This window comes from Bacillus sp. Bvel1, assembly GCF_014872755.1.
Classification (GTDB): Bacteria; Bacillota; Bacilli; order Bacillales; family Bacillaceae; genus Bacillus; species Bacillus velezensis.
This window is the reverse complement of the sequence record NZ_JAAOBZ010000007.1, coordinates 825,574-839,823: the sequence shown is the minus strand read 5'-3', so window position 1 is coordinate 839,823 and position 14,250 is coordinate 825,574. Positions and strand designations below refer to the sequence as shown.

Below are 14,250 nucleotides of genomic sequence, written 5' to 3'. Positions count from 1 at the left end.
TTGAATGGAACCGATCAGCCGATCCTTAGAAGGCGTGACGAAAAGACCTGACTTTCAAAAACGCCTGGAACGAATGCAGCAGCAAGTTATGGCCGACGAAGACGTCCAGGCTTTTTTGAAGGAACAGAAAGATGTTATCAATCAAAGCATGATTGACAGAGGGTTAAATAAACTGTACGAATTCGTTCAGCAAAGCAAACAGTGCGCCTTCTGTTCGAAAGACAGCCGGACGAACAGCCTGCTTGAAGGCTACCATCCGAAGCTTGTGATCAACGGGCGTTCCATTGATATTGAATATTACGAATGTCCGGAAAAGAGAAAGCTCGACCGCCAGAAAAGGCAAAAGTCCCTGATGAAGAGCATGTATATCCAGCAGGATCTTCTCGGCGCGACGTTTCAGCAGATCGATATTACCGATCCGAGCAGACTCGGCATTTTCCAGCATGTGACGGATTTTCTGAAGAGCTATAATGAAACGGGAAAAGGCAAAGGGCTGTATCTGTACGGAAAATTCGGAATCGGAAAGACATTTATTTTAGCCGCCATTGCCAACGAACTGGCGGAAAAAGAGTATTCATCAATGATCGTATATGTTCCCGAATTTGTCAGAGAGCTGAAAAACTCGCTTCAGGATCAGTCGCTGGAGGCGAAACTGAATATGGTGAAAACGACGCCCGTACTGATGCTTGATGACATCGGAGCGGAGTCAATGACAAGCTGGGTCAGGGATGAAGTCATCGGCACCGTGCTTCAGCACAGAATGAGCCAGCAGCTTCCCACTTTCTTCTCGTCTAATTTTTCACCAGACGAGCTGAAGCATCATTTTACGTATTCACAGCGGGGAGAAAAGGAAGAAGTAAAAGCGGCAAGACTGATGGAGCGGATTTTATATTTGGCTTCGCCCATCCGTCTTGACGGGGAAAACCGCCGCCGTTCATGATGCCGGCGTCCAATGGGAAGGATTTGAGGGAATGAGGAATAAGAAGGCTGTCACTTGGGCTGCGGCTGCGGCGGGAGCGGGTCTTTTGCTGTGGGCAAACCGCAAATATCTGAATCTGTCGCCTAAGGAGATCCGGCTGTGGGTGTTATCGTTCGGTGTTTTTGCGCCGCTTGTGTTTATCGGAATTTCCATCGTCAGGCCTTTTGTGCTGTTTCCCGTATCAATCGTTTCCGTCGCCGGAGGATTGGCGTTCGGCCCGTTTTTCGGCACCATGTATACGCTGGCGGGCTCAATGGGCGCTGCCGCCGCGTCTTTTTTTGCGGCGGGGCTGTTTGCCTTTAATGAGAAAAGCCGTCATGGAAAAATGGAAGCCATTCAAAAGCAGATGAAAACCAATGGCTTCTTTTATATTTTTATCCTGCGCATTCTGCCTGTTAACTTTGATGTGATCAGCTATGCCGCGGGCCTATCGAAAGTCAGGCCGGTAACGTATTTTTTGGCGACCGCAGCGGGCATCATTCCGGGGACGATCGTCCTGAATGTGCTCGGCGCGAGCTTTATGTCCGGCAATGTGCTGACCGTACTCTGCGTGATCTGTCTTTACATCGTATTTTTATCGCTTCCCGTTATATTTAAAAAGAAGGTGCGTCATTTGTTCGGCGGTGAAAGCTAACCTTTACGTCTATTTTAAAAACATCCCCCATATACTTGTAACAGATGCCGTAAGGGGGGACAAATATGCTTGAAGTGATCTTTGAAGATGACCACGATACCGCCGCTTTTTTACATCTCATTCAGCAATCGGACGACCGGAGACATTTTATTGTCCGTGAAGGCATAAAAAAAGTCGGAATCGCAAGGTCTGAAACGGCTTTTTGCGTTCAGCGCTTTATTGAGCCGATACTTGTCAGGTTTTTTTTGGAATGCAAAGAAGACGAGCATATGCTTTCGCTTATTGAGGACGCATACTGCTTCACCGATCAGGATGAACAGCAGCAAATCCTTCAGCTTGCACACAGCATTATGGAAGGAGAGCTTGAGGATCATCCGTTTGAGCCGAAGAAAGAGCCGCGCACACAGTTTATTTCAGATGCGCTCCGGACGATTTCACTTGATGCGGGTGTTTTTTCCGTGCGTTCGTTTCAGACGTTCCGGCTCGGCAGGTATTATGAGAGGCTCAGAGAATATGCGGAGGCCGCGATAGATGAATACCGGATGGAACAGGAATATCAAAACTTTATCCAGTCTCTGAGAGATTATGTGACATCCAATCCGCCGCGGATGAAGAAAGTCCGCATCGTACATGACCGGGCTTTTACGCTGTGGGAGCTGCGCTATGTGTCAGAACGGGAACAGAAAAAATACATAGACAGACGGTTTGTACGGGAGCACCCGATGTATATAGATTCCCATCTCCTTGCGCCGCTGATCTCCATTGCGCCTGAGACGGTCGAACTGTATACGGACAAACCGGAACATATGATGTCAAGAACCATTCAAAACGTGTTTCAGGAGAGGGTGCGCCTTTTTCCGCTGGGCGCGTTTGCAGCCGAGAAGACGGAAGGATAGCCGCACGGACGGCCTTGTGTAAGCGGCAGGGCTGTCTGTGCGAAATCAGACGGAAAACCGAGTTGCATTTTTCTCACAGACATTTTATAATACATAAAAGATTAATGATTGCTACACGTATTGATAAGGACATGAAGCATTGATACCGGCTTTATAAGAGAGGAGAGCCCAGGCTGAAAGCTTTCCAGCTATGGATCATTGTCTTTACCGCCTTTGAACTTCAGCTGTGAACGCCGGAATAAGCGCCAGTAATAGCTGACGGGAACTCCCGTTACAGAGCTTAGAGCCGCAGTGCCGAAGCAATCGGCCGCGCGGAAAAAAGGGTGGAACCACGATTCCGTTTATTTAACCTCGTCCCTTTCATAGGGGGCGGGGTTTTTGATTTGCATAAAAAAAGGAGTGACGAAGATGTCAGATATGATCAACATCACATTTCCGGACGGAGCGGTAAAGGAATTTCCGAAAGGAACAACAACAGAAGATATCGCGGCATCCATCAGTCCGGGATTAAAGAAAAAGTCTTTAGCCGGAAAACTGAACGGACAGGAAATTGATTTAAGAACGCCGATTCAAGAGGACGGTGCCGTAGAAATCATTACAGAAGGCACAGAAGAAGGTTTGAACATCATGCGGCACAGCACGGCGCATTTATTGGCCCAGGCGATTAAACGCATTTATAAAGATGTGAAATTCGGAGTCGGCCCCGTCATTGAAAACGGGTTCTATTATGACGTTGAAATGGAGCAGGCGCTGACGCCGGATGACCTTCCGAAGATTGAAAAAGAAATGAAACGCATCATCGGTGAAAATCTGCCGATCATCCGAAAAGAAGTGAGCCGTGATGAAGCAAAAGCCATGTTTGCGGAAATCGGCGATAATCTGAAGCTTGAACTGCTGGATGCGATTCCAGAAGACGAAACGGTCTCTATTTATGAGCAGGGCGAATTTTTTGACCTGTGCCGCGGCGTGCACGTGCCGTCTACAGGCAAAATTAAAGAATTTAAGCTGCTGAGCCTTGCGGGCGCATACTGGCGCGGCGACAGCAAAAACCAAATGCTTCAGCGGATTTACGGCACGGCTTTCTTTAAAAAGGATGACTTGAAAGAGCATTTGCGCATGCTTGAAGAAGCGAAAGAGCGTGACCACCGAAAACTGGGCAAAGAATTAAAATTGTTTGCCAACTCTCAAAAAGTCGGACAAGGTCTGCCGCTCTGGCTGCCGAAAGGCGCGACCATCCGCCGCGTGATCGAGCGCTACATTGTGGATAAAGAGCTGAGCCTCGGTTATGAGCACGTGTATACGCCTGTCCTCGGAAGCAAAGACCTGTACGAAACATCAGGGCACTGGGATCATTATCAGGATACAATGTTCCCTCCGATGGAAATGGACAATGAAACACTCGTGCTCCGTCCGATGAACTGTCCTCACCATATGATGATTTACAAACAGGACATTCACAGCTACCGCGAGCTTCCGATCCGCATCGCCGAGCTCGGAACGATGCATCGTTATGAAATGTCCGGGGCGCTTTCAGGTCTTCAGCGCGTACGCGGCATGACGTTAAATGACGCGCACATTTTCGTCCGCCCTGATCAGATTAAAGAAGAATTCATCCGCACCGTCCGTTTGATTCAAGACGTATACGAAGACTTCGGACTGAGTGATTACACATTCCGCCTGTCTTACCGCGATCCTGAAGATACGGAAAAATATTTTGATGATGATGAGATGTGGAACAAAGCGCAATCCATGCTGAAGGCGGCAATGGATGAGATGGGGCACGACTATTATGAAGCGGAAGGCGAAGCGGCGTTTTACGGCCCTAAACTTGACGTGCAGGTGAAAACGGCGATCGGCAAAGAAGAGACATTGTCAACTGTACAGCTTGACTTCCTTCTTCCGGAACGCTTTGATCTCACTTACGTCGGAGAAGACGGCAAACAGCACCGCCCTGTCGTTATTCACCGCGGCGTCGTATCAACGATGGAGCGTTTCGTTGCTTTCTTAATCGAAGAGCACAAAGGCGCCCTTCCGACATGGCTTGCGCCGGTGCAATTCCAAGTCATTCCTGTATCACCGTCCGTGCATCTTGACTACGCGAAAAAAGTGCAGGAGCGCCTGCAGCGCGAAGGCCTGCGTGTCGAGCTTGACAGCCGGGACGAAAAAATCGGCTATAAAATCCGTGAAGCGCAAATGCAAAAAATCCCGTACATGCTTGTGGTCGGTGACCAAGAAGCGGAAAACGGCGCGGTAAACGTCCGGAAATACGGCGAGCAGAAATCAGAAACCGTCTCATTGGACGATTTTGTGAAAAAGGCTGTAGCCGAAGCGAAAAAATAACCGGAAATACAAAAAACCCCGTTCATTCAGAATGGGGTTTTTTAGCGTATAAAATTATCTTTCTTTTTGTTTCTCTATAATCGCAAACAGCTCGTGAAGATCGCTGATCACGTAATCAGGCGCAATATCCGTATCATTTTTCTTTTGCGTCCGGTTTATCCAGACTGTCGTAATGCCTGCCCGTTTCGCTCCCAATATATCAGTATTGAGGTTATCTCCGACCATAATGGCGTCTTCTTTTTTCAGGTTCAGGAGGCCGAGGCAATGTTCGAATATGGAGGCATCGGGTTTCCCTTTTCCGAAAGCGCCTGAGATGACGATTTCATTAAAATAAGGCGCGAGCTCAGGAACGCCGGCTAGTTTTTCTTTCTGCAGGCTGGGATCGCCGTTTGTCAGCAGAAGCAATTCATAAACACCTTTCAGCTTATCAAGCACCGCAAACGTTTCATCATACACATACGGGCGCTGTCTGCGTTCCGCCGCGAAAAACTCCGCCAAATATTCGCCGTAAGCCGCATCGTCTATACCGACGCTTTTTAAGCCGTTCGTCCAGGCGTTTCGTCTGTATTCCGGCGCAATCCGATTCAGCTGTTTAAATCCTTCGCTGACCGGCTCGGAAAAATTCGCCCATAATCCTTCAAACGGATTAATGCCGATCATGACCGTATAAGGATAGGTTTCGTATGACATATACAATTCCCGTGCCGCTTTCCGTACCGCCTCTTCAAATGTTTGCGGGTCAAGGCCATATTTTTTTTCCGCTTGTAAACATGTTTCCCTGAATGTTGTTCTGACGCTTTTTTCATCCCATAACAGTGTATCGTCCAAATCAAAAAATACGGCTTTCATGATCTTCTCCTCTTTGTTATATTCTGAAACTCTCTGCCGCAAGGCTCCCGTTTATTCTACAATAGATACATAGACTGTGAAAGATTTGTTTTCAGATGATTTGAAAAAAACAGGCAGGTTTGTGTCAGATTCTGTCTCAGGCTCTAAAACGTGATAAAATAAAATTTGAAAGAACAGGTGAAAAGTATGCTGCATTTGATCATCATGATGCTGGAAAGAGTCGGAATTATCGTCATATTGGGATTTGTTCTGGCTCATACCAGATTGTTCAGACAGGCGCTCCAGCAGCCTGAGAGCTATAAAGGCAAAGCGGTGCTGATTTCAATTTTCTCGCTGTTCAGTATCATCAGCAACTATACGGGAATAGAAATTCAGCGGAATACAATCATGAATAATGACTGGGTGTTTCAAATTAATCCGTCCGGTTCAATTGCCAATACAAGAATTATGGGCGTTGAAATCGGCGGACTCTTAGGCGGCCCGTATGTGGGGATCGGCGTCGGCATACTGGCCGGCCTGCATCGTTTATCACTCGGCGGCGCGACCGCAGTCAGCTGTGCCGTCTCATCCGTTTTAGCGGGCATTTTGTCCGGCTGGATCGGACGGTATTTCAGAAAACGCTACAGGATGCCGACACCGCGTGTGGCCGCGCTTGTCGGACTCGGAATGGAATCGCTGCAAATGCTGCTCATCCTCTTGATGGCCAAGCCGTTTTCTGATGCTTGGACGCTTGTGAGCATCATCGGCATCCCGATGATATTGGTAAACGGGTCAGGGACTTTTATTTTTCTTTCGATCATTCAGTCGATTATCCGGAAGGAAGAACGGGCGAGAGCCCTTGAAACCCACAGGGTGCTGATGATTGCCGATCAGACGCTTCCGTATTTCCGCCAGGGGCTGAATGAAAGCTCATGCAAAAGCGTCGCTGCCATCATCCACAGGCAAACAGGAACGGACGCGGTATCGCTTACGGATAACGAAAAGATTTTGGCGCACGTCGGCGCGGGTGCCGACCATCATATTCCGTCTGAAAGCCTGATTACCGGATTGTCAAAACGCGTCATTAAAACGGGTCATATTATGAAAGCGACATCAAAGGAAGAAATTGAATGCACGCACGATCCCTGTCCGCTGCATGCGGCGATTGTATTGCCGCTGACGTCAAACGGCAAAACGATCGGGACGCTGAAAATGTACTTTAAAAGCCCGTCAGGTTTAAGCCGGGTTGAAGAAGAGCTTGCAGAAGGACTCGCCATGCTGTTTTCCACACAGCTTGAACTCGGCGAGGCGGAACTGCAGAGCAAATTGCTGAAAGACGCAGAAATAAAAGCGCTTCAAGCACAGGTCAATCCGCATTTTCTGTTTAATGCGATCAATACGATTTCTGCTCTTTGCCGTACGGATGTAGAAAAAACCCGAAAGCTTCTGCTGCAGCTCAGCGTCTATTTCCGTTCCAATCTCCAGGGGGCAAGGCAGCTGCTCATCCCGCTTTCTAAAGAACTGAACCATCTGCAGGCGTATTTATCATTGGAGCAGGCCCGTTTTCCCGGGAAATATAAAATCAGTCTTGAAATCGAACGCGGTTTGGAGGACATCGAAATTCCTCCTTTTGTGCTGCAGATTCTCGTCGAAAATGCGCTTCGCCATGCATTTTCAAGAAAGCAGGACAGCTGTGCCGTCAGTGTGAGCGTGGTATCCGCCGGTCAGTCGGTTTTAATGCGGGTTGGAGATAACGGGCGGGGAATTGATCCGGAATTGCTGTCCGTGCTCGGAAACCGTCCGCTCCCGTCTAAAGAAGGGACGGGAACTGCGCTTTACAATTTAAATCAGCGGCTGATCGGGCTGTTCGGCCCCAAGGCAGCCCTGCGATTGGAAAGTGAGACCGGCAAAGGTACGGACGTATCATTTGAGCTGCCTTTGAAACTGATGACTAAAGGAGAAGAACATGCTGAAGGTGTTAATCGTTGATGATGAAATGCTGGCAAGAGATGAATTAGCTTATTTGCTGAAACGGACGAATGAAGTAAGTGACATAAACGAAGCTGAAAATATTGAATCCGCTTTTGACAGTATGATGGATCAAAAACCGGATCTGCTGTTTTTGGACGTTGATTTGTCAGGAGAAAACGGATTTGATATTGCCAAACGGCTGAAAAACATGAAAAATCCGCCGGCCGTCGTTTTTGCGACGGCGTATGACCAATTTGCTTTAAAAGCTTTTGAAGTCGACGCACTCGATTATTTAACGAAGCCTTTTGATGAAGAAAGAGTGCGCCAGACGATCAGAAAGTTTAAAAGAGTGAAGCAGGACAGGGCAGGAGCCGTCTCGGAGCAGCCGTCCTCAGCCGGAGCGCATAAACTGGCTGTATCAGCCGGTGAATCTATTGTCATTTTAGATACGAAGGACATTATTTACGCCGGCATGGAGGACGGACACGTTTCCGTCAAAACGTTTGCCGCGTCTTATTCCGTTCATGAAACTTTGGCGGTCATTGAGAAAAAACTGCCTGATACGGGTTTCTTGAGAGTGCACCGCGCGTTCATCGTGAATACGGAGCATATTACGGAAATTCATCCGTGGTTTAATTCGACTTACAATCTGATCTTAAAAGACGGCTCTAAAATTCCCGTCAGCCGTACATACGCAAAGGACTTAAAAAAGCTGCTTCATATTATATGAGGCGGCTTTTGCATTTCAGCAGCCGTTTTTTGCATTTCAGAATGAATATTCAGCCGTTTGTTATGAAAGCGCTTTAAAAATCGATTTCTCTTTTATAATGGACCTAACAAAGAGAAAGAGGTGAAGAAAATGAGTGCGAAAAAAGTGTACGGATTTCTGACACAAGCATTTATTTTTGCCGTAATTATGCTCATATCTAATGGGATTGCAGCGATTGTCCCCATTCCTATACCCGCTTCCGTAGTAGGTTTGGTGTTATTATTTGTCCTCTTATGCCTGAAAGTGATTAAGCTTGAACAAGTAGAAACGCTGGGAACATCATTAACGTCACTGATCGGATTTTTATTTGTCCCGTCGGGCATCTCCGTGATGAATTCACTTGGCGTCATGCAGCAGTACGGCGTGCAGATCGCACTCGTCATCTTACTCGCCACCATCATTCTGTTAGGGGCGACGGGCCTTTTTTCTCAGCTGATCTTGTCTGTCAGCCAAAAACGTCAGAAGGCTGCTCCGGCTGATAAACAAACGGTGCGCCGTTCCAATCAGGAAAACGAACTTGTGCAGCATTAGGAGGGAAAACGGATGAGTCCATATTTCGGTATTGTTGTTTCGCTTGCGGCCTTTGGCATCGGCACGTATTTATTTAAAAAAACGAGAGGCTTTTTCCTCTTCACCCCGCTGTTTGTTGCGATGGTGCTTGGAATTCTTTTTCTGAAGCTCGGCGGTTTTTCGTATGAAGATTATAAAAGCGGAGGAGACATTATTAAATTCTTCCTGGAGCCCGCGACGATCGCTTTTGCCATCCCTTTATACAAACAGCGTGCCAAGCTGAAAAAATACTGGTGGCAGATCATGTCTTCCATCATTGTCGGCTCTATCTGCTCAGTCACGATTGTCTATTTGATCGCAAAAGGCATTCATCTCGACGCGGCCGTTATGAAAAGCATGCTTCCGCAGGCGGCGACAACGGCAATTGCCCTTCCGCTGTCAAAAGGGATCGGCGGCATCACCGACATCACCGCTTTCGCCGTTATTTTCAACGCCGTTATCGTCTATGCTCTTGGCGCTTTATTCTTAAAACTGTTTAAAGTAAAGCACCCAATCTCTAAGGGACTGGCTCTCGGCACATCAGGACACGCACTCGGTGTTGCGGTCGGCATTGAGATGGGGGAAGTAGAAGCGGCAATGGCAAGTATCGCGGTTGTCGTCGTAGGAGTGGTGACGGTGCTGGTCATTCCGGTATTCGTTCAGCTCATCGGAGGATAAATCCGGGTCATAGACCCGGGTTTTTTATTGTGTTGGCACGTCCGCGGGCGGCAAAGAACGAAATTTCACATTTTTCCTTGCGCTCACCCCGGCATCGTGTTAAAATGAAAAAGTTGATCCGGAGAAGTCATTCTTGACTAATGATCCGGTATTGTGTAGAATAGTTATTGAATTGAATATAAATCACAAGCAGAGGCACCCGCTTCTCACCTGATTGACACATTCATGTAGTTGGCAGGTTGACCGTACATTTTTATTTATGCAGATGTTCGTAGTGTGGGTGTGTTGTCATGCCCGCACTTTTTGTTTGCCTGCAGAATGCAGTCAAAAAGCGTTGTGAATCAATTCGAAGAAACTATGGAGGTGGCTCATTATTAGCAAAGATCAATTGGTTAATGAGGGTATCCGTGCACGTGAAGTTCGTCTGATCGGACAAAATGGCGATCAGCTCGGCATCAAGTCCCGTCAGGAAGCACTTGAAATCGCCGGCCGCGCAAATCTTGACCTTGTGTTAGTTGCAGCAAATGCAAAACCGCCTGTCTGCCGCATCATGGACTACGGTAAGTTCCGATTCGAGCAGCAGAAAAAGGACAAAGAAGCACGCAAAAATCAAAAAATCATTAACTTAAAAGAAGTTAGATTAAGTCCGACGATCGATGAGCATGACTTTAACACGAAATTGCGCAATGCGATTAAATTCCTTGAAAAAGGCGATAAAGTGAAAGCTTCTATCCGCTTTAAAGGGCGCGCAATCACTCATAAAGAAATCGGCCAGCGCGTATTGGACCGTTTCTCTGAAGCATGTGCGGAAGTTGCGACAGTCGAAACAAAACCAAAAATGGACGGCCGCAGCATGTTCTTAATGCTCGCGCCGAAAAACGAAAAGCAATAAGGAGGAAATCCCATGCCAAAAATGAAAACTCACCGCGGATCTGCTAAACGTTTTAAAAAGACAGGTTCTGGGAAGTTAAAACGTTCTCATGCATACACAAGTCACTTATTCGCCAACAAATCCCAAAAGCAAAAGCGTAAGCTTCGCAAGGGTGCTATTGTGAGCGCAGGAGACTTCAAACGCATCAAACAACAGCTTGCCAACATCAAGTAATCGGACAAGGAACAATTAGGAGGGAAATCTAATGCCAAGAGTAAAAGGCGGAACTGTTACACGTAAGCGTCGTAAAAAGGTTCTTAAATTAGCAAAAGGTTATTTCGGTTCAAAACATACATTATACAAAGTAGCAAACCAGCAGGTCATGAAATCAGGAAACTATGCATTCCGTGACCGCCGTCAGAAAAAACGTGATTTCCGTAAGCTTTGGATCACTCGTATCAACGCTGCTGCACGTATGAACGGTCTTTCTTACAGCCGTTTAATGCACGGTCTTAAGCTTTCAGGCATCGAAGTAAACCGCAAAATGCTTGCTGATCTTGCTGTAAACGATCTTACTGCTTTCAATCAGCTTGCTGATGCTGCTAAAGCTCAGTTAGACAAGTAAGTTGAAAAAGCCGCTCTCTTTCCGGGAGCGGTTTTTTTACGTAAAGGGTGACAATCAATGGCTCTCTTCATTTACGCCGTATTGATAAACGGATACGGCTTTTGGATCATGGGCGCTGATAAAAGAAGAGCAAAGGCGCACAGGTGGAGAATATCAGAGAAACGAATATGGCTCACAGCCGCCATGTTCGGCTCACTCGGCGTATGGATCGGCATGCGCACCTTCAGGCATAAGACGAAACACAAATCCTTTTTATACGGGGTGCCGCTGCTTTTTCTCACTGAAGCCGCCCTTGTGCTCATGTATTTGATGTATAAAAAATAAAAAGCAGGAGAGCTTATCGCTCGCCTGCTTTTTTCGCTTTTTTGATGGGCTGGTCCCAATCAATCTTGCAATTCGGGTACCGCTCCAATACCTTTTTTTCGACTTCTTCAAAATCATCTGCAGAAAAGCGGTTCAGCTTTTCCGGATTTTCGGTCCATACAAATATTGTATGGATAAACAGCGGATGATCTTTGGAAGGGATATGCTTTTCTCCTTCAAAGAGCACTCCTTTATAAGTAAGCTGGAGATTTTTTCGCGTGTTTTTCTGTTCGTCAATAAAATAAAAATTCTCTTTTGATTGCGCCAGTCTGAGCCTTCTTTTCGGGTTTGCGTAAAATTTGACGCACATGTAAATAAAATAAATAAGAAGTGCAAGCAAGACAATCCTCAATACTGTAATGGCCATATGTGTGAAGGCACCTCCTCACCTTTGTCATGATCTGATGTAATACGAAAAACAAAACAAAAAGTTTCATTTTTTTAAAAGAAATAGATAAAAACATTTACCCGTTTTTCAGGCGAATTAATCGTATGCTTCAGCATTGGTTTTGTATAATAAGAAGGGTAGTGAAAAAAAGGAGGTTTATTGATGACAAAATTAGATGAAACGCTCACCATGCTGAAAGCGTTAACGGATGCAAAAGGGATACCGGGAAATGAGAGAGAAGTAAGACAAGTGATGAAATCATACATAGAACCATTTGCCGATGATGTCACAACAGACCGGCTGGGAAGTTTAATCGCCAAAAAAACCGGCAAAGAAAACGGTCCGAAAATCATGATCTCAGGGCATTTAGACGAAGTCGGTTTTATGGTGACGCAAATCACTGATAAAGGCTTTCTCCGCTTTCAAACCGTCGGCGGCTGGTGGTCTCAGGTCATGCTGGCCCAGCGCGTCACCGTCGTGACAAAAAAAGGGGACATCACGGGGATCATCGGTTCGAAACCGCCTCACATTCTGCCTCCTGACGCCAGAAAAAAAGCCGCTGATATTAAAGAGATGTTCATCGATATCGGGGCGTCCAGCCGTGAAGAAGCAATGGAATGGGGCGTTCTTCCGGGTGACCAGATTGTGCCGTATTTTGAATTTACAGTGATGAACAATGAAAAGCATTTATTGGCGAAAGCGTGGGACAACCGTATCGGCTGTGCGATTGCCATCGATGTATTAAAAAATCTGAAAAACAGTGATCACCCGAATGAAGTATACGGGGTCGGAACGGTTCAAGAAGAAGTCGGGCTGCGCGGGGCGAAAACAGCGGCACATACGATCCAGCCTGATATCGCGTTCGGTGTGGATGTCGGAATTGCCGGAGATACACCGGGAATTTCTGAAAAAGAGGCGCAAAGCAAAATCGGCGAAGGGCCGCAAATTATTCTGTATGACGCGTCAATGGTATCTCACAAAGGGCTGCGCGACCTTGTCGTAAACACGGCGGAAGAAGCGGGAATTCCGTATCAATTCGATTCCATTGCCGGAGGGGGCACGGATTCAGGTTCTATTCATTTAACCGCAAACGGAGTGCCGGCGCTGTCCATTACGATCGCGACGCGCTACATTCACACTCATGCCGCTATTTTGCATCGGGATGATTATGAGAATACGGTAAAATTGATCACAGAAGTAATTAAAAAATTAGACCGGGAAACGGTTGACCGTATTACTTATCAATAAAGATACGGAAGAATCTGCTTTTTTAAGCAGATTCTTTTTTTTGTCTGTACAAATATGAGCCTTGCGTCTACAATAAGAAAAGACATAGAAAAATCTGACAACATGTTTTTGAAAGCGCTTTAAAAAAAGGGAGGTTTACAAATGAAAAACAGATTCAGACGCATGATCCGCTTTTCATGCGCAGCCGTTACAGCCGGTCTGCTTCTGATGTCTTCATCTCCGGCATCTGCCGCGTTTTGGGGGGCATCAAATGAATTGCTTCACGATCCGACAATGGCGAAAGAAGGAAACACGTGGTACGCTTTCGGAACCGGTTTGGAAGGGGAGAGGGGGCTTCGCGTCTTAAAGGCGGGCAGCGGCGGCGTATGGACCGTTCAGAAATCAATCTTTACTTCCCCGCTGTCATGGTGGGGCAATTATGTGCCGAATTACGGGCTGAATCAATGGGCCCCCGATGTTCAATATTTTAACGGAAAGTATTGGCTGTATTATGCCGTTTCTTCATTCGGCAAAAATACCTCCGCGATCGGTCTTGCATCATCTACAAGCCTCAGTTCGGGAAACTGGAAGGACGAAGGGCTTGTCATCCGTTCGACAAGCGCCAATAACTACAATGCAATTGATCCGGAGCTGACAATTGATAAAGACGGAAACCCTTGGCTTGCCTTCGGTTCTTTTTGGAGCGGCATTAAGCTGACAAAGCTTGATAAAAATACAATGAAACCGACGGGGTCACTTTATTTCATCGCTGCCAGACCGAATAACGGCGGAGCTTTGGAAGCGCCGGCCATCACCTACCAGAACGGCTACTATTACTTAATGGTGTCGTTTGATAAATGCTGTTCAGGCGTGAATAGTACGTACAAAATCGCTTATGGAAGATCCAAAAGCATCACCGGCCCATATCTCGATAAAAGCGGGAAAAGCATGTCTGAAGGCGGAGGGACGATTCTTGATTCCGGCAATGACCGCTGGAAAGGCCCGGGCGGTCAAGACATTGTGAACGGGAATATTTTAGTGCGTCATGCGTATGATGCCGAAAACAGCGGAATTCCGAAGATGCTCATCAATGATATCGATTGGAGTTCAGGCTGGCCTTCCTATTAATTGA

At 46.8% G+C, this 14,250-nt stretch carries 16 protein-coding genes and 1 other annotated feature; of the genes, 14 read left to right on the top strand and 2 right to left on the bottom strand.

Annotation, left to right across the window (positions count from 1 at the left end):
• Positions 1 to 4: 4 nt before the first annotated feature.
• From dnaI to thrS, 4 genes are all read left to right on the top strand, one after another.
• Complete coding sequence (dnaI, locus tag HAP68_RS13425) at positions 5 to 940, top strand: primosomal protein DnaI (protein WP_003152475.1); 936 nt, start codon at positions 5 to 7, stop codon at positions 938 to 940.
• Between the two features lie 31 nt (positions 941 to 971).
• Positions 972 to 1,613 carry a TVP38/TMEM64 family protein gene (locus tag HAP68_RS13420; RefSeq protein ID WP_003152477.1) on the top strand — a complete coding sequence of 214 codons (642 nt, stop codon included), beginning with the start codon at positions 972 to 974 and terminating at the stop codon, positions 1,611 to 1,613.
• Between the two features lie 65 nt (positions 1,614 to 1,678).
• The gene (ytxC, locus tag HAP68_RS13415) at positions 1,679 to 2,509 is read left to right on the top strand and encodes a putative sporulation protein YtxC (protein WP_003152478.1); all 831 of its coding nucleotides are present in this window, start codon (positions 1,679 to 1,681) and stop codon (positions 2,507 to 2,509) included.
• Between the two features lie 408 nt (positions 2,510 to 2,917).
• The gene (gene thrS / locus HAP68_RS13410) at positions 2,918 to 4,849 is read left to right on the top strand and encodes a threonine--tRNA ligase (RefSeq protein ID WP_003152480.1); all 1,932 of its coding nucleotides are present in this window, start codon (positions 2,918 to 2,920) and stop codon (positions 4,847 to 4,849) included.
• 54 nt (positions 4,850 to 4,903) lie between these two features.
• On the opposite strand, the gene HAP68_RS13405 is transcribed toward thrS, so the two are convergent.
• Positions 4,904 to 5,698 (bottom strand): HAD family hydrolase, encoded by a 795-nt coding sequence (locus HAP68_RS13405; protein WP_024085679.1) that lies wholly within the window; start codon positions 5,696 to 5,698, stop codon positions 4,904 to 4,906.
• A 186-nt stretch (positions 5,699 to 5,884) separates the two neighbouring features.
• On the opposite strand from HAP68_RS13405, the gene HAP68_RS13400 reads away from it, so the two are divergent.
• From HAP68_RS13400 to HAP68_RS13365, 8 genes are all read left to right on the top strand, one after another.
• The gene (locus tag HAP68_RS13400; protein ID WP_024085678.1) at positions 5,885 to 7,666 is read left to right on the top strand and encodes a sensor histidine kinase; all 1,782 of its coding nucleotides are present in this window, start codon (positions 5,885 to 5,887) and stop codon (positions 7,664 to 7,666) included.
• A complete protein-coding gene (locus tag HAP68_RS13395; protein ID WP_024085677.1) occupies positions 7,644 to 8,378 on the top strand; it encodes a LytR/AlgR family response regulator transcription factor in 735 nt (244 codons plus the stop codon). Before HAP68_RS13400 ends, HAP68_RS13395 begins: the two co-directional genes overlap by 23 nt.
• A gap of 129 nt (positions 8,379 to 8,507) precedes the next feature.
• Positions 8,508 to 8,948, top strand: a complete 441-nt coding sequence (gene lrgA, locus HAP68_RS13390) for an antiholin-like murein hydrolase modulator LrgA (RefSeq protein WP_003152485.1) — start codon at positions 8,508 to 8,510, stop codon at positions 8,946 to 8,948.
• Between the two features lie 12 nt (positions 8,949 to 8,960).
• Complete coding sequence (lrgB, locus tag HAP68_RS13385) at positions 8,961 to 9,644, top strand: antiholin-like protein LrgB (protein ID WP_003152487.1); 684 nt, start codon at positions 8,961 to 8,963, stop codon at positions 9,642 to 9,644.
• Positions 9,645 to 9,825: 181 nt separating this feature from the next.
• Positions 9,826 to 9,956 (top strand) — a sequence feature (ribosomal protein L20 leader region).
• A gap of 58 nt (positions 9,957 to 10,014) precedes the next feature.
• The gene (gene infC / locus HAP68_RS13380) at positions 10,015 to 10,536 is read left to right on the top strand and encodes a translation initiation factor IF-3 (RefSeq protein WP_071543361.1); all 522 of its coding nucleotides are present in this window, start codon (positions 10,015 to 10,017) and stop codon (positions 10,534 to 10,536) included.
• A gap of 12 nt (positions 10,537 to 10,548) precedes the next feature.
• On the top strand, positions 10,549 to 10,749 hold the full coding sequence (rpmI, locus tag HAP68_RS13375; RefSeq protein ID WP_003152493.1) for a 50S ribosomal protein L35: 201 nt from the start codon (positions 10,549 to 10,551) through the stop codon (positions 10,747 to 10,749).
• A gap of 31 nt (positions 10,750 to 10,780) precedes the next feature.
• Positions 10,781 to 11,140: a 50S ribosomal protein L20 gene (gene rplT / locus HAP68_RS13370; protein WP_003152495.1), complete on the top strand. Its 360-nt coding sequence runs from the start codon at positions 10,781 to 10,783 to the stop codon at positions 11,138 to 11,140.
• Between the two features lie 57 nt (positions 11,141 to 11,197).
• The gene (locus HAP68_RS13365; RefSeq protein ID WP_003152496.1) at positions 11,198 to 11,464 is read left to right on the top strand and encodes a DUF1294 domain-containing protein; all 267 of its coding nucleotides are present in this window, start codon (positions 11,198 to 11,200) and stop codon (positions 11,462 to 11,464) included.
• Between the two features lie 13 nt (positions 11,465 to 11,477).
• Here the strand turns inward: HAP68_RS13365 and HAP68_RS13360 are convergent, their stop codons facing one another.
• A complete protein-coding gene (locus HAP68_RS13360) occupies positions 11,478 to 11,870 on the bottom strand; it encodes a hypothetical protein (RefSeq protein ID WP_014305553.1) in 393 nt (130 codons plus the stop codon).
• Positions 11,871 to 12,053: 183 nt separating this feature from the next.
• On the opposite strand from HAP68_RS13360, the gene HAP68_RS13355 reads away from it, so the two are divergent.
• Complete coding sequence (locus HAP68_RS13355) at positions 12,054 to 13,139, top strand: M42 family metallopeptidase (protein ID WP_007408096.1); 1,086 nt, start codon at positions 12,054 to 12,056, stop codon at positions 13,137 to 13,139.
• A gap of 141 nt (positions 13,140 to 13,280) precedes the next feature.
• Positions 13,281 to 14,246: an arabinan endo-1,5-alpha-L-arabinosidase AbnA gene (gene abnA, locus HAP68_RS13350; RefSeq protein WP_024085676.1), complete on the top strand. Its 966-nt coding sequence runs from the start codon at positions 13,281 to 13,283 to the stop codon at positions 14,244 to 14,246.
• Positions 14,247 to 14,250 lie beyond the last annotated feature (4 nt).